Here is a 19,251-nt window from a genome sequence, read left to right on the forward strand (position 1 = left end):
CGGCACTCCGCGCATTTCGGTGTCTTCTGCATGGCGCCGCTCCGGATCTTGGCGGGAATGCACAGAGGGAGCGGCTCGACCCGCTCCACGCGAATCGAGCCACTCCCGCCCTGCTTCCGATGCTAGACGCTCGGCACCAGGTTCTTAGTTGCCTTGTCCTTGGCCGGGGTCCAGCGCAGATGGACCTGCTCGTCGATCTGCTCTTCCTTCAGCAGCGAGAGGCGCGGGCGGACCGCGTCGGTGCGGGCGCTGGGCGGCTTGCGGCGCCCGGCCTTGAACGGCAGCGGCCAGGTGGCACCGGCACCGACGTAGTCCTGCTCGGCCGCTGCCTGCAGCGTCCACTGCGGGTTGTACAGGTGTGTGCGGCCCAGAGCGACCAGGTCCGCGCGTCCCGCCAGCAGGATCGAGTTCACGTCGTCGTAGGAGGAGATCGCCCCGACCGCGATGACCGCGACGCCCGCCGCCGCCGCGACCTGGTTGCGGATCTTGTCCGCGAACGGGGTCTGGTAGCTGCGCCCGAACGCGGGGCGTTCATTGCGCACGATCTGACCGGAGGACACGTCGATGGACTTGACCCCGTGCTCGATGAACGCCTGGGCGATGACCAGCGCGTCGTCCTCGGTGTTCCCGCCCTCGGTCCAGTCGGTGGCGGAGATGCGCACGCCGATGGGCTTGTGCGCCGGCCACGCCTCGCGCACCGCATCGAGCACCTCGAGCGGGTAGCGCAGGCGGTTCTGAAGCGATCCGCCGTACTCGTCGGGGCGCTTGTTCGACAGCGGGGAAAGGAAGGAGGAAAGCAGGTAGCCGTGGGCCGCGTGCAGCTCCAGCAGGTCGAAGCCCGCCGCATCGGCCCGGCGCGCGGCGGCCACAAACTCATCGCGGACCGTATCCATCGCGGCGCGGTCCATTTCCACCGGGACGTGGCAGCCCTCGCCGTAGGGGATCGCGCTGGGTGCCAGCACCTCCCAGTTGCCGGTCTCCAGGGGCTCGTCGATGCCCTCCCACATGAGCCTGGTGGAGCCCTTGCGGCCGGAGTGGCCGATCTGCGCGCCGATCTTGGCGTTGGAGTTGGAGTGCACGTACTCGGTGATGCGCTTCCACGCGCTGCCCTGTTCGTCGGTGTACAGGCCGGTGCAGCCCGGGGTGATGCGCCCGATGTCCGAGACGCAGACCATTTCGGTCATGACCAAACCGGCGCCGCCCATGGCCTTGGAGCCCAGGTGCACCAGGTGGAAATCCCCGGGGACGCCGTCGGTCGCGGAGTACATGTCCATGGGGGAGACGACCACGCGGTTGGCTAGTTCCAGCTCGCCGATCTTGTACGGCTGGAACATGGCCGGTGCGGTCTCCGCGGAGCCGGCCAGGCGGGCGAAGTCGGCATCGACCTTCGCGGCGAAGCCGGTGTCGCGCAGCTTCAGGTTCTCGTAGGTGATGCGGCGGGAGCGGGTGAGCAGGTTGAAACAGAACTGCACCGGGTCCTGGTCCTTGTACTGCCCGATGTTCTCGAACCACTCCAGCGAGGCCTGGGCCGCACGCTGGGTCGATGCCACCACCGGGCGGCGCTCGGTCTCGTAGGCGGCAAGGGCGGCCGCGACGGAAACGTGTTCGTGCAGGCAGGCGGCCAGGGCCAGGGAGTCCTCCATGGCCAGTTTGGTGCCCGAGCCGATGGAGAAGTGTGCGGTGTGCGCGGCATCCCCGAGCAGCACGATGTTCTCGTGGCGCCAGTTTTCGTTCCGCACGGTGGTGAAGTTGATCCACTTCGAGTTGTTGGTCAGCACGTTGTAGCCGGCCAGTTCCTCGGCGAAGATCTCCTTGACCTTGGCCACCGCCTTTTCGTCGCTCACCCCGGGGGCGAAGACCTCGTGCTGGGTCTCGTCGAAGCCGGCGGCGCGCCAGACGTCCTCGTGCATTTCCACGATGAAGGTCGAGCCCGTCTCCGAGTAGGGGTAGCCATGGATCTGCATGGTCCCGGCGTCGGTTTCCTTGACGAAGAACTTGAACGCCTCGAAGACCTGGTCGGTGCCCAGCCACATGTACTTGGAGGTGCGCGCATCGAGGGATGGCTTGAAGGACCCGGCGAAGCGGGTGCGGATCGCGGAGTTCAACCCGTCCGCGGCCAGCACCAGGTCATGGTTTGCCGACAGCTCTTCGACGTCCGGGGCGATGGTGGAGAAGCGCACGTCGACGCCCAGTTCGATGGCGCGGCGCTGCAGCAGCTGAAGCAGTTCCTTGCGGCTCATGGCGGCAAAGCCCTGACCGCCCACGGTGTGCATCTGCCCGCGGAAGTGGATGTCGATGTCACTCCAGCGGGCGAAGCGCCGGGACATGTAGTCGGCAATGACGGTGTCGGCGTTGCCGATGCCGCCAAGGGTTTCGTCCGAGAAAACGACGCCGAAGCCGAAGGTGTCCGATGCCGCGTTGCGCTCCCAGACGGTGACCTCGTGGGAGGGATCAAGCTGCTTCATCAGGGACGCGAAGTACAGGCCGCCGGGGCCGCCGCCAACAACTGCAATTTTCATGTCTGGGTCCTTTCAGGGGTCGGCAGGGCTGCGGCGGCCGGGGCTGATCCCGGGGCCGTGCGGTGCTGACAGGGGGGGTGGGGAAGAATAGGGAAAGTGGTTAGGAGGCCGGGGATTGGGCCAATGCCTCGCGCAGCTTGAAGTGCTGGAGCTTGCCGCTGGGGTTGCGGGGCAGCTCATCGACGAAGCGGACCTCGCGCGGGTACTTGTACGGTGCGATGACGGTCTTGACGAAGTCCTGGAGTTCCTTGGCCTTCTCGGGCGAACCGGTGACCCCGTCGACCAGCACCACGAAGGCGCAGACCACCGAGCCGCGGTGTTCGTCGGGCCGTGCGACGACGGCGGTTTCCATCACGTCTGGGTGCTGGATGATGGCTTCCTCGACCTCGGGCCCGCCGATGTTGTAGCCGGAGGAAATGATCATGTTGTCGCTGCGTGCCTGGTAGGTGAAGTAGCCGTCGGCGTCGCGCACGAAGGTGTCCCCGGTGACGTTCCAGCCGTTGGAAACGTAGGCGTGCTGGCGCTCGTCATCGAGGTACCGGCAGCCCGTGGGGCCGATGACCGCGAGGCGCCCGACCTCGTCCGGCCCGAGTTCGTTGCCGTCAAGGTCAAGAATCGTTGCGCGGTAGCCGGGGACCGCCGTCCCGGTGGTGCCGGGGCGGATGTCCGCCCCGGCGGCGGAGATGAACACGTGCAGCAGCTCGGTCGAACCGATCCCGTCGATCAGCTCCAGACCGGTGGCGTCCTTGACAGCCTCCCAGGTGGCCGCCGGAAGGTGTTCGCCGGCCGAGACGGCGATGCGCAGCGGGCGCAGCAACTCGGCCTTGCCCTCCTTGAGGATGGCGCGGTAGGCGGTGGGTGCCGTGAAGAGGATCGTGGCACCGGCGTCGTGGGAGAACTGCGCCAGCTCCACCGGGGTGGTGCGCTCGGTGAGCAGGGTGCTGGCGCCGAAGCGCAGCGGGAAGACGACCAGCCCGCCCAGGCCAAAGGTGAAGGCCAGGGGAGGAGAGCCTGCGAATACGTCGTCGGGCGTCGGGGCCAGGATGTGCCGGGCGAAGGTGTCCGCGTTGGCCAGGATGTCGCGGTGGAAGTGCATGGTGATCTTCGGGACCCCGGTGGTCCCGGAGGTCGGGCCCAGCAGGGCCACGTCGTCGGCCGCGGTGTCGACGTTGGCGAACTCGCCGGACCTGGAGCCGGAGAGCGCCACCAGATCCGCCGGGTCCTGGGATCCGACTGCCACGACGGGGTAGGAGGAACCCGCGGCGTCGCGGGCGTCATCCAGGAAGCGGTGGTCGCACAGCATCAGGGCGGGTTTGGTCAGCTGGGCCAGCTTGGCGATTTCCGGGGCGCGCAGGGCAGGCATGGTGGTGACCACCACGGCGCCGGCCTTCAGAACCCCGAGCCAGCATGCCACGAGCCAGGCATTGTTGGGGGCCCGGAGCATGACCCGGTTTCCGGGGACGATCCCGAAGTCCTCGACCAGCACCTGGGCGACCTGGTTGGAACGGGTGAGCAGCTCCCCGTAGCTTTGCACGGTTCCGTCGGGAGCCAGCAGTGCCGGGGATTCGGCCCCGAACTTTGCCACGGCGTCGTCGATCAGCACCGTCGCGGCGTTGAGCCTTTCGGGGTATTGCAGCTCGGGCAGCGTGAACTCCAGGGTTGGCCACAGCTCGTGTGGCGGCAGGTGGTCGCGCGTGAAGGTGTCTTGATGGGACGAAAGCGATAATTCCATGAACTTGCCGTCTCTTTCCAGGAGTCGATTTTCAAGATTGCAATGGTGCTTGTGGTGCCTTAGCGCGGTCCGCGGATCATGCCCTCCTGGGCAACGGTGGCCAGCAGCCGGCCATCCCGGGTGTAGAAGCGGCCGATGGCCAGGCCGCGGTTGTTTTGGCTGGAGATGGCTTCCTGGACGTAGAGCACCCAGTCGTCCACGCGCCCGCTGCGGTGGAACCACATGGAGTGGTCAAGGCTTGCGGTGACGAGCCCTTCGGTGCTCCAGGACAGGTTCTGGGTCCGCAACAGCGGTTCCAGGATGGTGTAGTCGCACACGTAGGCCAGGGCCGCGCGCTGGGTGATCTGGTCATCGGGAAGTTCGGTGAACGCCTTGACCCAGACCGCTTGGTGGGCCGAGGGCCTGCCGTCTACCTCGAGGTACAGGGCCCCGGGAACGTGGCGCATGTCGAAAGACCGGCCGGTGGACCAGTACTCGGCGGCAGGGCCCTCGGCCGAGGCGAGGACGCTGGCCGCGCTGGCCAGGGTTTCGGGATCCAGATCCAGGAATTCGGCCGGTGCCGTGGAGGACTGTTCGGGACCGGTTTCGGGTACGTGGAAGGAGCCCAGGGCGGTGTAGACGGCCTTGCCGTTCTGGAAGCCGCGGACCTGGCGGGTGGAGTAGCCGCGGCCATCGCGCATCAGCTCGACCTCGTAGCGGACCGGCACGTGCATGTCCACGGGGCGCAGGAAGTAGGAATGCATGGAATGCAGTTCCCGGTCCCCGTCGACCGAGCGCATCATGGCCGAGGCGCCCTGGGCCACCATGTCCCCGCCGTAGGCCTTGGGCCACGGAACGTACTGGGGGATGGCGGTGAAAGCCGTGTCAAAGACCTCGGCTTCGCAAGCGGTCAAGTCAATGGCATCAAGGAAAATTTGTGAGCTCATGCCCGGCGGTATCCTTCCAGGGTTTCGTCGGCGACTTCTTCGAGGTTCACCACGATGTTTTCCGGGGTGCGGGCGGTGAGCCAGACGAGGTCCTCGGTGATCGACATGTTGGCCTCGACGTGCGGCATGAACGGAGGGACAAAGACCCAGTCGCCGGCGGTCATGTCCAGGAACTGCTCGTAGTTCTCGCCGAAGTAGATCCGGCCGTGGCCGCGCAGCACGTAGCCGCCGGTCTCCGCTTCGCCGTGGTGGTGGGGGAGGGACCGGTATCCGGGGGTGTTGGAGACCTGGCCGAACCAGAGCTTCGTGGCCGGTGTGTGCTGGATGCTGACCCCGGAGACGCGGATGCAGTCCCCGGATTGCGCGGTGTTGGTGTCTTCTTCGCCCTTGCGGGTGACCACGGGCACGACGACTCCGTCGGAGTTGGCGTAGACGGTGTTCTCACCCTCGGTGCGGTAGATGGTGGGGGTCGGGTTGTTCATGGGCTTGGCTCCTTGGTCTGTGGCTGGATGCATGGATGAGGTGGTTGTCATGTTGTCTAGAGTGAAGCGTTGATTCGCAGGCTGATGCGGTTGGACAGGGTTCCGATTCCGGGGATCTCGGTGACAAGCTCGTCCCCGTCCTTCAGGAAGCGCGGCGGGACCATGCCCATGCCGACCCCGCCGGGGGTTCCGGTGAGAACGACGTCGCCGGGGCGCAGCACGGTGAAGGTGGAGATGTAGGACAGGAGTTTGGCGGCGGAGAAGACCAGGGTCTTGGTGTTGCCGCGCTGGACCTCTTCGCCGTTGAGGGTGCAGATGACCTCGAGGCCGGCCTCCGGGTCCAGCGCGTCGGCGGTGACCAACACGGGGCCCAGTGGCGTTGTGCGGTCAAAGGCCTTGCCCTGGAACCACTGCAGTGTGCGGCGCTGCCAGTCGCGCATGGAAATGTCGTTGGCCACGGTGTAACCGGCGATGGCGGCTGCCGCCTCGTCCTCGGAGGCGTCCTTCAGGGTGGATCCGACAACCACGGCCAGCTCGGCCTCCCAGTCCAGGTCCACCGATTCGTCGGCGACGATCGGGGCATCGGGGTCGGTGAGGGTGTCGGCGAACTTTGCAAAGAGCGTGGGGAATGAGGGGAGCTCGCGTCCCATTTCCAGGATGTGCTCCGAATAGTTCAGGCCGCAGCAAATGACCTTCGCCGGGCTCGGCACCGGGTTCAACAGCTCGACCTCGGATGCGGGCAGGACATCGGGACCACAGTGGCCGGAAGAAGCTTCCTTGAGGATCGCCTTCCACCCGGGAAGGGCAAGCAACTCGCTGAGATTGCGTGCGGGCAGCGGCTGGTATCCGCCTGCCACCACCAATGCGGCGGTGGTGCGCCCACCATGTCGAACCGTTGCGAGTTTCATTCCTTGGGCTCCTTCGCCATTCATCAAATCTACTGTGTCGACTTTTTGACTGCCGTCACGTATCCTCAATGTAACACGCATCACTAACCTGCGCCAGAGCGGAAGCCGCTCAACCGCCACAAGAACCCACAGGAGAGCACGATGACCGAAACCACCCTCATTCAGAACCTCACCATCAACCCCGATTCATTGGGCAAGCCCTCCGGATTTGCCCACGGCGTGCTCGCCGGCAAGACCGTGTACCTGGGTGGCCAGACGGCCCTGGACAAGGACATGAAGATCGTCCCGGGCAACATCGTGGACCAGTTCAAGCAGGCGTTCTCCAACGTCCTGGCAACACTCGTCGAGGCCGGCGGACAGCCCGAGGACCTGGTGTCGGTGACCATCTACCTCACCGATGTCGATGACTACCTGGCCAACGGCCGCGAGATCGGCCGGCTCTGGCGCGAAATGGCAGGCAGCAAGTACCCGGCGCTCGCCGGCATCGGTGTCAGCCGCCTGTGGCAGCCGGAGGCACTCATTGAGATCCAGGGCGTTGCGGTGATCCAGGACCGCGCCTAGATAATCGGGCAGGCAAGAAGAGCAGATAGCCAAGGAAGCCGTGCTGCGCAACCATTTCCCCGCAAGGGGACGGTTGCACGGCACGGCTTCCTTTTGATGTGGGGGAGCAACTAAGCGGTGACCGCGTGGTCGGCAATGGCGCGGTCGGCATGGCGCTGAGCACGTGGGGCCAGCAGGGTGTGGAGCTGCTGGAAGAGGTGCTCGGCCTCCAGGGCGTTCCAATTATCGGGCAGGAACTCGGTGGGTAGTCCCGGGTCGAGGTAGGGCAGGCGCCGCCACTGGGTGACCAGGACCAGGTAGTCGCCGAAGGCCCTGGCGTCGGAATCGGGATCGGCGTCGAACCCGTCGCGCTGGACCCATGACTCCAGCAGCTCCCGGTTGTGCTCGAGGAAGTCCGAGTAAAGGGAATCCAGTGCCGGCAGGTCCCACCAGGATCCGATGTTCTTGTGCAGGTCGGCCCCGCCGACATGGTCGGCCATGAAGAATTCGAGGTACTCGTTCAGCCCGCGGGTGTCGAAATAGGCCAGCACTGCGTCGCGGAGGTGGCCCGGAGCGATCCACAGTCCCGGGGTCACCGAGCCGAAGCCCATACGCACCAGCGAGGAACGGATCTTGTGACGGATGTTGCGCTGGGACTCGGGGACCGTGAAGGTCGCCAGCAACCATTGATCGCCCTTCTTGGCCCGCCTGGGGTGGAAGATGCGTTCGTCGCCCTCGATGAACGTGGCGATGACCGAAGACGCCAAGGCATACCCGTTGCGGCCGTTGACCTGCACGCTGTCGATGACACCTCGCTTCTTCAGGCGGGAGATCGAGGACCTGGTACCAGTGGATTCGACCCCGATATCACGCATCAGGTCAATGATGGTGGCCACGGCCAAGGCACCGCCATGTTGGCGTGCGTACAGACCGAACAAAGAGACGATGAGCTGGTGGTGCCGAGGTACCGGGGTCTCACTGGGGCCCTTGCGGTCACCTACGTGTGTGGTCATGCGCTCACCTTATCGAATCACCCAAGGTAGCCTGTCCGAGGGGCCCGGTTTTCTTGTCGTGTCGTTCTCGTGACGCCGGAGACCACAACAGATGAGTCGCGCCCCGTTCGTCCCGCCACTCAATGAAAGAGGTCCCGGAGCTCCATGCGCCCACAGGTCTTGATTTGTTCGTATCTCCAGGAAGAGCTGGTTGGCCGGCTGATCGATGCCACTCCCGAGGTCGAGGTCATTTACCGGCCCGAACTGTTGCCGGTCCCGCAATTCGAGGCTGACCACTGGGGCAAGCCTCGTGAACTCACCGAAGGACAGTTGGCCGAGTGGCAGAGGCACCTGGCCAATGCCACCATCATGTTCGACTTCGACTGGTGGCAACCGCGCGATTGGCAAGAACACAGCCCACGGCTCGAATGGATCCAGGCTTCGCAGGCCGGAGTCGGTGCCCGGGCAGCAGCGATGGGGCACACCGACGACAAGGTTCGCATCACCACGGCTGCGGGCGTGCATGCCAAGCCCTTGGCGGAATTTGCCTTGGCCGGGCTGCTTTATTTCATCCGAGAACTTCCACGCCTCGAATCCCAGCGAAAGGCACACCGTTGGACAAACGGTGCGTCGAAGACCCTTCACGGACTTCGTGCCCTGATCATCGGGGCGGGCAGCATTGGTAGCGAAGTAGCCAAGACCTTGAGCTTCATGGGAGTCAGCTGCGACGGGACCACCCGAGCGGGCAGACTGCTGGACAAGCCATTTGAACGCTCCGTCGGCCTGCAGGAATGTCAGCTGGGGGAGTACGACATCGTGGTTCTTGCCTGCCCGCTGACAGAAGAAACCGCGGGGCTCATGGACAAACGGAGGCTGTCCGACATGAAGCAAGGGGCATTTCTCGTAAATCTGGCCCGCGGCCCGGTCATCGACCAGGAAGCCCTTCTCGATGTGCTCGCCACAGGGCACCTTGGCGGGGCCGTTCTTGACGTGGCAAATCCGGAACCACTGCCAGCCGGGCACCCCTTGTGGGACGCCCCGAACCTGATTCTCTCCCCTCATACCGCCGCAAACGTGGACGCGGAGAATTCACGCCTGGTGGAACTCTTCACGAAAAACCTGCGCCGCTACCTGGACGGAGAGGCATTGTTCAATACCTATGACCCGTTGCAGGGGTATTAGTTCTGGCCAAGATTTAGGCTCGGGGCGTTGCATGACGCAAGCGGCCGACACCCAGTGGCACGGTCGTGCGCAATTCTTCGAGTAGCCCGGCCTGAACGGCCAAGACAGCGAGCTGGACACGGTTGCTGACGCCAAGTGGCTCCATGATTTTTTGCCAGTTGCGCCTTGACCGTGCCCTCACTGACATGGAGCAATGCGGCGATTTGGACGTTGGTGAGGCCTTCTGACAGTGCTTGAAGTATGCGTCGATCTCGAGGTCCGGTCTGACGCAATAGTTGCGATTTCAAGTCATACTTGCTCGTGGAGTGGGGCGGGAACTGGTCCGCATCCGTGGGCTTGGAGAAAATCATGTTTCCCGAGTGGATCATTCGAAGCGCGGAGCCCAGGTCTGTTGAAATCGAATTCTTGGCCAGGTAGCTACAGGCACCCGCCGAATGGGCCCTGGCCATGGTCTCGATATCGTGGGTCGCCGAAAGCATCACCACTTTCGTCTCAGGGGCCGCCGACACGATCCGCCGGGTAGCTTCCACGCTGCACATGTTGCTGAGACTGCTTTCCATGAGAACCAAGTCGGGTCTCTTCTCGAGTGCCGCGTCAACTGCGTCGTTGCCGGTGCCGGTAACCTGTTCAAGTTGGACATCCGGGCTTGCAGCCAAAAGACTTTCCAGGCCAAGTCGAAGAAAGTAGTCACTATCTGCAAGATGGACTCGTATTTGGGGCTACATCAGGGATCTCCTATAGATTCTGCGAATGCCTCTGGAATAACTCAATAACTCACGAACAGAAACATCGACCAAAGCCCAAAAACTCTATTCCTCGATGTATTCTTTTCCATACTAGCTAGTTGGTCTAACCGGTTGGCGAGCCGAGACGGCCGAAAGCGTGCACATTACGGTAAACGGACGGAATCATAGACAAGCGGCCATTCCCTCGTGCTGGAGCAGCGATGGAAGCTGAGGCCTTGATGCGTGGCGACAATCGTTCGATGGCCGGAGCCTGTCCGTGCGGGGCAAGGCAAACATCCGATTGCTTTCCCAAGGTCACGATTCGGGATATTGATTGCCGATACTTCCAGCTGCTGGTCCGTCTACGCGACGCGACGGGAACGTGATGTCCCCGTACCGAACTTTTTGGTCCGGTTGTGGAGAGGCAACGCCGTCTTGCTGCAACCGTTGGTGAACATGGCACACAACCTCGTCATCGTGACGTTGATTTGCCACGTTGTATTCATTTACGTTTCCGGTGCACTATGGAAGGCTGTCGGAACGCCTTGGCCAAATGGAACTGTCGCTTACGCGCCACTCCAAATCACGAGGCTTGTCCCTTGGCTGGAACTTAGCAATTTGGCCACTGCGTGCCCACCGGCAGTTGCAGCGGTGACCACTGGTTCCCTCTTGGTTCAGCTTTTCCCCGGGAACATTGTGCTTCCGTCGGACACGGATCCCAACCTTCTTCGCGATGCCTGGTTCACGTGCAGGCAACGGGCAGCTTATGGGATTGCCATGTTTTTCTCTTGGCTTGGTCGCCGTCTACTCGATATTTGTCCGAGTTCTCACTTGGCAACGAATAGAGAACTGGTTCAAGAAGGTAACCGCCGGCAAGCCTCACGTGGAACCTGTCGATTCCGAAGATGCTGGAGCTCCCATGGAGGAATTGTCACCATCAGCAGGTGGCTCCGCCAGCCTGGCATCAGACCTGTTGGAGGTTGGGCGTCGCTAACGTCGGGATAGACAGCGGTTCGGAGTGCCGTGAACCGAAGGGCAATGATCTGGCAGACACCCAACGAGCGTTGGCCGGATCATTACTTTTTGATGTGCCGGCCGAAAACCAGGTAAGCGACGGGGCCCAGGAAATTAATGAACGATGCGGCAGCCCAGGCACCCTTGGCCCCCCGAACATCGGAGGCTGGGCGCTTGACCAGATCGCGCAAGGCGACGAACTGCAAGGCCAGCTGGATGATGCCCAAGACAACGATGCGCCAGCGTGAAACTACAGAAAGTTCGTTCCAGCGTTTCTTCTGCGCCATGTTTCTCCTCAATCAGGGGTTCGGGTACAACGACTTCAATGCACGTATCCAATGACTTACTATTCATCGTAGTCGCGGGGCTAACGGAAATTGTCGCGAAGCCGTTCCATCTCACGCCGATCCTTCTTCGTCGGTCGACCCGCGCCCCTGTCCCTGATCGGGACCTGGGGGATGACTTCCTTGGGCCGGACAGGTGTGTGGTCAACGTAGCAGCGTGCTGCGATGTCGGCACCGACCCTTTTGGCAATCACTGCCGTAACTTCCACGATCCGGTCGAAACCTGCCTGCCTGACCCTGATGGTGTCGCCCGGAACAACAATTTGTGCCGCTTTCGCTGGCTTGTCGTTCAGGCGTACGTGGCCGGCTCTGCACGCCGTGGTCGCCGCCGAGCGGGTCTTGTAGATTCGAATCGACCATAGCCAGGCGTCGATTCTGACGGCTCTTGATTCTTGCTTCACCTCGCCAGTCTAGCCATCTAAGTACGAACGGTCAGGCCATGTTGCGCCAGGCCGGGACCGCCAACTGTGGCATGGACCCATTCGAACGCGGTCTTAGTTGCAACCGTTGGCAGGATTGAACATTCCTGCGTTGTCTCGTTGCGCCTGCTTTTGTGCCGTGAGCAGCTGGGCATAGAACTGCACGTTTGGTTCCACCTTCATCGCCTTGGCATGGCCCGAGGCGACCAACGACCCGTTGATGGATTCGCCTTTGTAATTCACCAAGGCAAGGGTGCGCCCGTAACAGTCGTATCGCTCGACGTCGAATGCAAGCTGGATCGTTGAACCCTTGGGCAGCTTCTTGGAAAGATACCGAGAGGCCTCCTGGCCGAAGCACTGTCCGGGCTGATCACCGTGGGTGAGCTCCGGCGCATCCACATTGAGCAGTCGGACCTTGGTTCGTTCCCCGCCCAGCAGGACGTACAAGGTATCGCCATCAACGACATGTTGAACCGTTGCGCTGCTCGACAGATGGCCGGGGTCGTCGTTCTTCGGCATGAACAGCCAGTAACCGACGATGACGGCTGCGCAAAGAAGCACGCCGATCACTGCAAACCCGCTGCGGTTTCCTCTTCCCAAGGCTGCGGCCCGTTCGCCTAGACCAAAGCGTTGTCGCAAGCGGTGACGAGCCTGGCCTGGACATCGGCGGGAACCTTGTCGCCCGAGGCAGCAACGTCGTCAAGGGCGCTGACGATCTCCTGGGGCAAGCCGCCCTCGCGGACAGCATCCACCATGGACGAGACGACCTTGAGGTCGGAGGCGTTGATGCTGCCGTCCTTGATAGGTGCGCACACCTTCTTGATGAGTTCCTTCTTTGCCCCATCGGCCAGCTGAGTAGCCGCCGAGGATGCGGCGGAGGAAGCGGTGTCGGCGATGGTCGCGCAACCGCTCACCGAGAGCAGCAAGATGGCAGCGGAAAGGAGCACGGCATTTTTGGAACGTGAAAATCTCATGCGTTCCATCGTAGTGGCTCGAAGGTGGGAGAACGCCGGGAACTCCGAGGCCCCCCACCCGCGGGCGCTGGCGACTATCCCGAAACCGGTACGTCCTCCAAGCGTGCTGGCCTGGACAAGCCCAGGGTCTCGCGCAGGGTGCTGCCCGGGTATGAGGAGCGGAACAGGCCCCGTGTCTGCAGGATCGGAACCACGAGTTCCACGAAGTCATCCAATCCCGCCGGGAAGCTTGGGCACATGAGATTGAAGCCGTCGCAGGCGCCGGAGGTGAACCACTCCTCGATCTCGTCGGCGACCTCGGTGGGAGTGCCAATCATGGTGGCATGTCCGCCGCCGGCCGCCAGGAATCCCAGCAGCTCGCGAAGCGTGGGCTGCTTCGTTTCGATGATGCGCTGCACCGTGAGGTAACGGCCCTGCGGACCCGAGAATCCCTCGACCGGGGGCAACTGCGCCACCGGATCATCCAGCGGATGCGAGGTGTAGTCCTGGCCAGTGAACATGTTCAGCTGGGCAATGGCCGAGTCGATATCCAAGTAGGCATCCAATGCGGCCTTCTTTTCCCGAGCTTCCTCCCGGGTTGCCCCGATGTAGGTGACCAGCCCGGGAAGGATGGGAACCGAATGCCCGTCCCGTCCCACACCTTCCAGACGCCTCCGGATGTCCGCGGCGTACTCCAAGGCCGATTCCCGGTCCCAGGAAACCGAGTAGATGGCTTCGGCGTGCCGGGCGGCAAAACTACGCCCGGCCTCCGAGGACCCGGCCTGGAAGAGCACCGGCCGTCCCTGCGGGCACCGCGGGACCGTCAGCGGGCCGGAAACCGAGAAATGCTTGCCGTCATGGTTGATCGGGCGGATCTGTGAGGGATCGAGGTACTGCCCGGCCTCGCGGTCGACCACCAGCGCCGAATCCGACCACGAATCCCACAGTCCCTGCATCGCGTCAACGAACTCCTCGGCGCGTTCGTAGCGTTGTGCGTGCCCGGGCAAGGCATCCATCCCGTGGTTGCGGGCCTCGGCGTCAAACATGGAGGTCACCACGTTGATGCCCGCACGACCCGCACTGATGTGGTCGAGGGACGCCAGCAGCCGGGCGGCATGGAACGGGGTGTAGAAGCTCGCAGAGATCGTGGTGACCAAACCAATGTGCTTGGTGGCCCGTGCCATGGCGCTCAGCGCCGTCACCGGTTCCAGGAACCAGGGGATCCCCGCAGCGTACTCGTGGTTGACGCTTTGCCCGTCGGCAAAGAACACCGCATCCAGGCAGCCGGACTCGGCCAGCCGGGCCAGTTCGTCGTAGTAGGCGATGTCGCCGACGCGGTCGGCACTGGAGTCGGGGTGGCGCCACCCCATGGTGTGGTGGCCGGCGCCGTAGATGAAGGCGTTCAGGTGCAATTGGCGTGTCGAATCCATGGTTGTTCCGTCCCGGTTCCTAGTTCATTACCAGGCCGCCGTCGACAACCAGGTTCTGCCCGGTCACCGCCCGCGACCACGGGGAGGCAAACAGCAGGGCAGCATCGGCGAACTCGGTCGGAGTGGTGACGCGGCGCAGGGGAGTGGATCCGGCGATCAGGTCAAAGACCTCTTCCGGGGTGGCGGCCGAGGCATCGGTGGTGCGCAGCAGTCCGCCGGAGATCATGTTGACGCGGATGTTCTCCGGGCCCAGGTCCGAGGCGAACGTGCGGGTCAGGGACAACAAGGCTGCCTTGGCCGCGGTGTAGTCGTGGTACGGGACCACGGGGTTTTGGAAGAGGTTGGTGCCGATGTTGACGATGTTGCCGAAGCCCGCGGATTTCATGCCCGGCAAGGTCGCTTGGATGGTGTTCAGGGCACCACCGATGATGCCGGTGAATTGTGCCCCGAATTCCGTGTAGCCGATCCCGTCCGCCTTGGAGCGGGCATCGCCGTTGAACGAAAAGTCCGGCAGGGCATTGTTGATCACCGTGGTGATCGGGGCGCCAAAGTGTGCCTGTGCCGTGGCAACCATCCCGGCGACCTGCTTCGGGTCAGAGACGTCGGCGCGGACCGCGATCGCGCGATCCGCCCCGATTTCGGTGGCCAGTTCCTGGGCCGCGGATTCACTGGAGCGGTAGTTCAGCACGAGGCGTGCGCCCTCGCGGGCGAAGGCGCGGGCCAGGTCGGTCCCCAGCCCGCGGCCGGAACCGGTGATAAGTACGATTTGGTCCTTGATGAGCATTCTCTTGCACCTTTCGTTGGAGCGAAAGGATGCCATGGAACCGCCCAATGGTACCCAAAAGCGAGGTGCCACAATGCGACATGCCGGACCGGCATCCCTTCGCTCGGATTATCGAGATCAGGTTCAACGGGTCTATCTCTCAGCCGCCAGGCGGCACCCCGTGTCGAGTCCTACGGCCAACCTAACATCGGTCCAAGTCATCCGGGAAACCTATGAACACCTAGCCAGCCCAATAAGACCGAGAAGCCCCGGTTCCCCACCAACGGGGGAACCGAAGCTCCTCGGCTTGGTGCGCGGCCACGAGGGCGGGTGCGGCCCGGGCGCTAAGCCTCCAACGGCCCGCCCAGCTCGTCAACGATCTCGAAAAGGCGCGGCAGCACGGTTCCCGAACCGATGCCGTCATGCTCGAATTCGTTGGTGACCCAGGCCTTCAGGTTGCCCACCCGCGAGGCGGTGTCCAGCGACAGACCGGCATCCACATACATGTCGTCGTGGTAGACGATCGCTGCCATGGGAACCGTGTTGGCGGCGAGCTTCTCGACGTCGTAGAGGGACGACCATTCGGTCTTCCGGGCCATGACGTCAACCGCGTCCTTGAAGGGGCGCAACAGCTTCGTCTCCTCGAACATCCACGGGTACATCATTTCCCCGGTGAACATGAGCGGGCGGGCAGTCGGGTTGAACTCCGGGTGAAGTTCGAGCTGTGCCTGAGCCGCCCATGCCGTGGCTCCGTTGTCGCCATGTCCGTAGATGCTCTCCTGCATCACGGCAAAGAGCGGGTTCCCGGCAAAGGAGGTCCGGGCCTGCACCTCGGCCAGGAACACGTCGCTCAAGCCTTCGCCGGTGAGCGCCTCGTCGAGCAGCCAGTTCAGCCGCTCGAAGCCAGGCTTCATCCCGAAGTCGATGCCCAGGGACTGGAAGCGGCGCACGGTGAGCCTGTCCCCGTCCGGGAGCCTCACATCGCTGGCATCCAGCAGGTCGGCGATCTTCGCGGTCGTGTCAACGTGGTGCGGGTAGAGCGCATAGAATTCGGCGGTCTTGGCTGCCGTGCGCGGGTATGTGCGGGCGTAGACCCCGGCTGCACTGGGCTCCAGGGCGGGCAAGCCCCCGGTGATGTGGCAGGCGGTGAGCGCTTCGGGGTACATGGACAGGTAGCCCAGGGTCAGGAAGCCGCCGTAGCTTTGGCCCAGGGTTGCCCAGCGGACGGACCCGTAGATTTCCTTGCGCACCTGCTCGGCGTCCCTGACGATCGAGTCGGCACGGAACTTCAGCAGGTAATCGGCACCCTCGTCGGCGCCGGCGAAGCGTTCCATGGTGGCGGCGCTGACCGGGGTGGAGCGTCCGGTGCCGCGCTGGTCGAGCAGCACCACACGGTAGCGTTCCAGGGCAGCATCGAGCCAGCCGGCCGATCCCACCGGGCGCGGACCCTTGCCGCCGGGGCCGCCCTGCAGGAAGAGCAACAGCGGAAGCTCCCGGTTGCGGTCCTTGGCCAGGGAGACCTCGCGCACAAAGACGCTGATCCGTTCCGATGACTCGGGGTTCTCCCAGTCCAACGGAACATCCAGGGTGTGGTCGCGGAAGAACTTGCCGGCCGCAATGTACTCGGTGCTCAATTGGTGTCCCTTGAAACGGCGGTCGGCAGCACGCGGCCGCCCTGGATGATCGTGCGGGGGCGGGACTCGTCGAAGAGCACCGACGGGTCCTCGAATGGATTCCCGTCCAGCAGCAGCGCATCCCCGGCCATGCCCGGTGCAAGCCTGCCCAGCGTCGGTTCCTGCAGCAGGGCAGCATTCACGCTCGTGGCCGAGCGCAGCGTCTCGAAGACGCCGACGGCCTCGATCTGCAGTGCCAGACCGTTGAGCTGCTCGTCGGCCAAATCTCCCATCAGGTCCGAACCGAAGCCCACCTTGATCCCGGCCTTCAAGGCAATCTTGATGGCTTCGCGCCCGGCGGTGAGGACCTCGAGGTTCTTGGCCTTGGAAACCTCGGGCAACCCGACCTCGTCCCCTCGTCGGTCCATGGCGGCGTAGGCGGCCAGCGTGGGCACCAGGAATGCGCTGTGCTCGGCCATCAGCGTTGCGGTGGGCGTATCGAGCAGGTTGCCGTGCTCGATGGAACGCACGCCGTTGCGCACCGAGTGGGCGATGGCCTCGGGGGAGTACGCGTGGGCGGCCACGTAGGAGCCGCGGCGGGCCGCCTCCGCGACAACCACGGAGATTTCCTCGTCCGAGTACTGCGGGATGGCCAGCGGGTCGGTCAGCGAGACCACGCCGCCGCTGGCCATGATCTTGATCGCGTGGGCCCCGGTGCGCAGGCGCTCGCGCACGGCGATGCGCAAAGGCTCGGGCCCGTCCACGACCTCGCACATGTGGCCGTGGCCGAAGCAGACATCCACGTCGGCCTCGCGCGGGTCGCCGTGTCCGCCGGTCTGGCTCAGGGCAGGGCCGGTGTAAAAGTAGCGCGGGGATTCCAGCAGACCGGCCTTGATGGCGGAGGACAGGCCGATGTCCCCGCCTGCAACGTCGCGCACGGTGGTGAAGCCGCGGGCCAGGGCCTGCCCCAGGCGCTTGGCCCCGGCCAGGGCCGCGAAGGAGAGCGGGCCGCGTTCGTTGCGGAAGCCGTCAAGCGAGATGGCGTAGGCGTGGAAGTGGGCATCGATGAGCCCGGGGACCAGGACCTTGCCGTTGGCCGGGAGCAGTTTCCCCTCTTCCTGGGCGCCGATGGCCGCGACCATTCCGTCCTTGAAGGTCACGTTGCCGCGGAGAAGCTCGGGGTTTTCGCCGTCAAAGACCAGCGCGTCGGTGACGGTCAGGACAGGTGCGTGGCTCATGCCTTTGCCCCTGCCTGTGCTGCCATCCAGGCCTCGATGCCCGCGGCATCGATGGGCAGCGGGTCGGAGAGGTTCTCGTAGCCGTCGGCGGTGATCAGCAGGTCGTCCTCGAGGCGCACGCCCATGCCGCGCAGTTCCGGCGGGACCATGGTGTCGTGCTTGTGGAAGTAGAGGCCCGGTTCCACGGTGAGGACCATGTTCTCCTGCAGCACCGCGCCCTGGTATTCCTCGTAGGAGGCCGAGGAGCAGTCGTGCACGTCAAGGCCCAGGTGGTGGCCGACGCCGCAGACCAGCCAGCGGCGGTGGTGCTGGCCAGCGGGGGAGAGCGCCTCGTCGACGGAGACCGGGAGCATGCCCCAGTCGCTCAGGCCGTTGGCGATGACCTCCATGATGGAGGTGTGGAAGGCGGTGAAGTTCTTGCCGGGGGCCAGCTCGGCCAGGCCGGCGCGGTGCGCCTTCTCGACCAGGTCGTGGACCTCGCGCTGGGCGGTGGTGAAGCGGCCGTTGGCCGGGAAGGTGCGGGTGACGTCCGCGGTGTAGAAACTGCTTTCCTCCACGCCCATGTCCAGCAGGAGCAACTCGGATTCCTGGACCGGTCCGTCGCAACGGACCCAGTGCAGGGTGGGGGCGTGGTGGCCGGAGCCGATGATGGTGGCGTAGCCGGGGCCGTGGCCGTGGGTGCGGGCCACCCGGTCGAAGGTGCCCTGCAGCCAGCGTTCGCCGCCGCCTGCGATGGCGGTGGGGATCTCGTTGATGACCTGGGAGAAGCCCTCGATGGTGTGGATGACCGAGTTGCGCAGCTCGGTGATTTCCCATTCGTCCTTGAGCAGGCGCAGTTCGCCCAGGGTGCGGCGCAGGGTGGCGGAGGGGTTCAGCCCGTGCGTGGAGACCATGGAGGAATCCAGGTTGCCGGCTGCCTCGGCGCCGGAGAGCCGTGCCAGCGCCTCGTCCAGCGCACCGAGCGGGGATGTCGGCAGACCGAGTGCCTGTTCCCAGTGGGTGGGGCCGTGGGCGGCTCCGACCCAGAGTTCGCCGTGCGCGGCGCTGGTGAAGAACGCGGGATCCCCGGGCAGTGCCGGGGCCGGAACAAAGAGGCGGTAGTCGTGCCCGCCGGAGGACGGGGTGCCCACCAGCACCGCGCCCTCGGCGTGGCAATTGGTCAGCCACAGGAAGTCCGAGTGGGGTCGGAAGTCGTAGAAGCAGTCGTTGCTGCGCACCGGCGCCCAGCCCGCGGCCACGACGAAGGCCACCCCGGGCAGCGCTGCGGAGAGCTTGGCACGGTGGGCAGCTGCGGCGCCCGCGGCATCGGGTGTGGCGGCGGGGGTGCGCTCAGGCTCTGCCCACCCCTGGGACATCCACTGCGTGAAGGCCGGCACTTCGGCCAGCCTTGGCAGCTTCGGGTCGGCCTCGGTGGGTGCGGGCATGGAGGCTGTTTTTTGCTCGGAAGTGTTCACGACTGCTCTGGCTTTCG

At 64.4% G+C, this 19,251-nt stretch carries 18 protein-coding genes and 1 riboswitch; of the genes, 2 read left to right on the forward strand and 16 right to left on the reverse strand.

The window, feature by feature from the left end; translation table 11 throughout:
* Positions 1-122 precede the first annotated feature (122 nt).
* The 5 genes from JOF46_RS07175 to JOF46_RS07195 all read right to left on the reverse strand — a co-directional run bounded on the left by JOF46_RS07175 (position 123) and on the right by JOF46_RS07195 (position 6,567).
* Positions 123-2,519 carry a bifunctional salicylyl-CoA 5-hydroxylase/oxidoreductase gene (locus JOF46_RS07175; RefSeq protein ID WP_209906698.1) on the reverse strand — a complete coding sequence of 799 codons (2,397 nt, stop codon included), beginning with the start codon at positions 2,517-2,519 and terminating at the stop codon, positions 123-125.
* Positions 2,520-2,619: 100 nt separating this feature from the next.
* Positions 2,620-4,251, reverse strand: a complete 1,632-nt coding sequence (locus JOF46_RS07180; protein ID WP_209906699.1) for an AMP-binding protein — start codon at positions 4,249-4,251, stop codon at positions 2,620-2,622.
* A 59-nt stretch (positions 4,252-4,310) separates the two neighbouring features.
* On the reverse strand, positions 4,311-5,177 hold the full coding sequence (locus JOF46_RS07185; protein ID WP_209906700.1) for an acyl-CoA thioesterase: 867 nt from the start codon (positions 5,175-5,177) through the stop codon (positions 4,311-4,313).
* Complete coding sequence (locus JOF46_RS07190) at positions 5,174-5,659, reverse strand: cupin domain-containing protein (RefSeq protein ID WP_209906701.1); 486 nt, start codon at positions 5,657-5,659, stop codon at positions 5,174-5,176. The genes JOF46_RS07185 and JOF46_RS07190 overlap by 4 nt, the downstream gene beginning before the upstream one ends.
* 56 nt (positions 5,660-5,715) lie before the next feature.
* Positions 5,716-6,567, reverse strand: a complete 852-nt coding sequence (locus JOF46_RS07195) for a fumarylacetoacetate hydrolase family protein (RefSeq protein ID WP_209906702.1) — start codon at positions 6,565-6,567, stop codon at positions 5,716-5,718.
* Between the two features lie 141 nt (positions 6,568-6,708).
* Between JOF46_RS07195 and JOF46_RS07200 the strand changes: the two genes are divergently transcribed.
* Complete coding sequence (locus JOF46_RS07200) at positions 6,709-7,128, forward strand: RidA family protein (RefSeq protein ID WP_245348041.1); 420 nt, start codon at positions 6,709-6,711, stop codon at positions 7,126-7,128.
* 110 nt (positions 7,129-7,238) lie between these two features.
* Here JOF46_RS07200 and JOF46_RS07205 read toward each other — a convergent pair whose 3' ends face one another.
* On the reverse strand, positions 7,239-8,120 hold the full coding sequence (locus tag JOF46_RS07205; RefSeq protein ID WP_209906703.1) for a PaaX family transcriptional regulator: 882 nt from the start codon (positions 8,118-8,120) through the stop codon (positions 7,239-7,241).
* Positions 8,121-8,264: 144 nt separating this feature from the next.
* On the opposite strand from JOF46_RS07205, the gene JOF46_RS07210 reads away from it, so the two are divergent.
* Complete coding sequence (locus JOF46_RS07210; protein ID WP_209906704.1) at positions 8,265-9,281, forward strand: D-2-hydroxyacid dehydrogenase; 1,017 nt, start codon at positions 8,265-8,267, stop codon at positions 9,279-9,281.
* Here JOF46_RS07210 and JOF46_RS22845 read toward each other — a convergent pair.
* The 10 genes from JOF46_RS22845 to JOF46_RS07260 all read right to left on the reverse strand — a co-directional run bounded on the left by JOF46_RS22845 (position 9,278) and on the right by JOF46_RS07260 (position 19,234).
* On the reverse strand, positions 9,278-9,994 hold the full coding sequence (locus JOF46_RS22845; protein ID WP_425355079.1) for a response regulator transcription factor: 717 nt from the start codon (positions 9,992-9,994) through the stop codon (positions 9,278-9,280). The genes JOF46_RS07210 and JOF46_RS22845 overlap by 4 nt on opposite strands.
* Positions 9,995-11,082: 1,088 nt before the next feature.
* On the reverse strand, positions 11,083-11,307 hold the full coding sequence (locus JOF46_RS07220) for a PLDc N-terminal domain-containing protein (protein WP_209906706.1): 225 nt from the start codon (positions 11,305-11,307) through the stop codon (positions 11,083-11,085).
* An 80-nt stretch (positions 11,308-11,387) separates the two neighbouring features.
* Positions 11,388-11,765, reverse strand: coding sequence for an RNA-binding S4 domain-containing protein (locus JOF46_RS07225; protein ID WP_209906707.1), 378 nt, complete (start codon positions 11,763-11,765; stop codon positions 11,388-11,390).
* A gap of 93 nt (positions 11,766-11,858) precedes the next feature.
* Complete coding sequence (locus JOF46_RS07230; RefSeq protein WP_209906708.1) at positions 11,859-12,383, reverse strand: thermonuclease family protein; 525 nt, start codon at positions 12,381-12,383, stop codon at positions 11,859-11,861.
* 17 nt (positions 12,384-12,400) lie between these two features.
* Positions 12,401-12,757, reverse strand: coding sequence for a hypothetical protein (locus JOF46_RS07235; RefSeq protein WP_245348042.1), 357 nt, complete (start codon positions 12,755-12,757; stop codon positions 12,401-12,403).
* A 74-nt stretch (positions 12,758-12,831) separates the two neighbouring features.
* Positions 12,832-14,166, reverse strand: a complete 1,335-nt coding sequence (locus JOF46_RS07240; protein ID WP_209906710.1) for an LLM class flavin-dependent oxidoreductase — start codon at positions 14,164-14,166, stop codon at positions 12,832-12,834.
* A gap of 19 nt (positions 14,167-14,185) precedes the next feature.
* On the reverse strand, positions 14,186-14,950 hold the full coding sequence (locus JOF46_RS07245) for a 3-oxoacyl-ACP reductase (protein ID WP_209906711.1): 765 nt from the start codon (positions 14,948-14,950) through the stop codon (positions 14,186-14,188).
* A gap of 77 nt (positions 14,951-15,027) precedes the next feature.
* Positions 15,028-15,121: riboswitch (TPP riboswitch) on the reverse strand.
* A gap of 152 nt (positions 15,122-15,273) precedes the next feature.
* A complete protein-coding gene (locus JOF46_RS07250) occupies positions 15,274-16,563 on the reverse strand; it encodes an alpha/beta fold hydrolase (protein ID WP_209906712.1) in 1,290 nt (429 codons plus the stop codon).
* Positions 16,560-17,780: a metal-dependent hydrolase family protein gene (locus JOF46_RS07255; protein ID WP_209906713.1), complete on the reverse strand. Its 1,221-nt coding sequence runs from the start codon at positions 17,778-17,780 to the stop codon at positions 16,560-16,562. Before JOF46_RS07255 ends, JOF46_RS07250 begins: the two co-directional genes overlap by 4 nt.
* Positions 17,777-19,234: an aminopeptidase P family protein gene (locus JOF46_RS07260; protein WP_342592386.1), complete on the reverse strand. Its 1,458-nt coding sequence runs from the start codon at positions 19,232-19,234 to the stop codon at positions 17,777-17,779. The genes JOF46_RS07255 and JOF46_RS07260 overlap by 4 nt, the downstream gene beginning before the upstream one ends.
* Between the last annotated feature and the right edge of the window lie 17 nt (positions 19,235-19,251).

The sequence above is a fragment of the Paeniglutamicibacter psychrophenolicus genome, from assembly GCF_017876575.1.
Classification (GTDB): Bacteria; Actinomycetota; Actinomycetes; order Actinomycetales; family Micrococcaceae; genus Paeniglutamicibacter; species Paeniglutamicibacter psychrophenolicus.

Coding starts and splice junctions, on each gene's coding strand:
- JOF46_RS07240 (WP_209906710.1), bottom strand. CDS start 14,166: ATGGATTCGACACGCCAATTGCACCTGAACGCCTTCATCTACGGCGCC.
- JOF46_RS07190 (WP_209906701.1), bottom strand. CDS start 5,659: ATGAACAACCCGACCCCCACCATCTACCGCACCGAGGGTGAGAACACC.
- JOF46_RS07255 (WP_209906713.1), bottom strand. CDS start 17,780: ATGAGCCACGCACCTGTCCTGACCGTCACCGACGCGCTGGTCTTTGAC.
- JOF46_RS07200 (WP_245348041.1), top strand. CDS start 6,709: ATGACCGAAACCACCCTCATTCAGAACCTCACCATCAACCCCGATTCA.
- JOF46_RS07195 (WP_209906702.1), bottom strand. CDS start 6,567: ATGAAACTCGCAACGGTTCGACATGGTGGGCGCACCACCGCCGCATTG.
- JOF46_RS07175 (WP_209906698.1), bottom strand. CDS start 2,519: ATGAAAATTGCAGTTGTTGGCGGCGGCCCCGGCGGCCTGTACTTCGCG.
- JOF46_RS07220 (WP_209906706.1), bottom strand. CDS start 11,307: ATGGCGCAGAAGAAACGCTGGAACGAACTTTCTGTAGTTTCACGCTGG.
- JOF46_RS07245 (WP_209906711.1), bottom strand. CDS start 14,950: ATGCTCATCAAGGACCAAATCGTACTTATCACCGGTTCCGGCCGCGGG.
- JOF46_RS07205 (WP_209906703.1), bottom strand. CDS start 8,120: ATGACCACACACGTAGGTGACCGCAAGGGCCCCAGTGAGACCCCGGTA.
- JOF46_RS07185 (WP_209906700.1), bottom strand. CDS start 5,177: ATGAGCTCACAAATTTTCCTTGATGCCATTGACTTGACCGCTTGCGAA.
- JOF46_RS07235 (WP_245348042.1), bottom strand. CDS start 12,757: ATGAGATTTTCACGTTCCAAAAATGCCGTGCTCCTTTCCGCTGCCATC.
- JOF46_RS07180 (WP_209906699.1), bottom strand. CDS start 4,251: ATGGAATTATCGCTTTCGTCCCATCAAGACACCTTCACGCGCGACCAC.
- JOF46_RS07210 (WP_209906704.1), top strand. CDS start 8,265: ATGCGCCCACAGGTCTTGATTTGTTCGTATCTCCAGGAAGAGCTGGTT.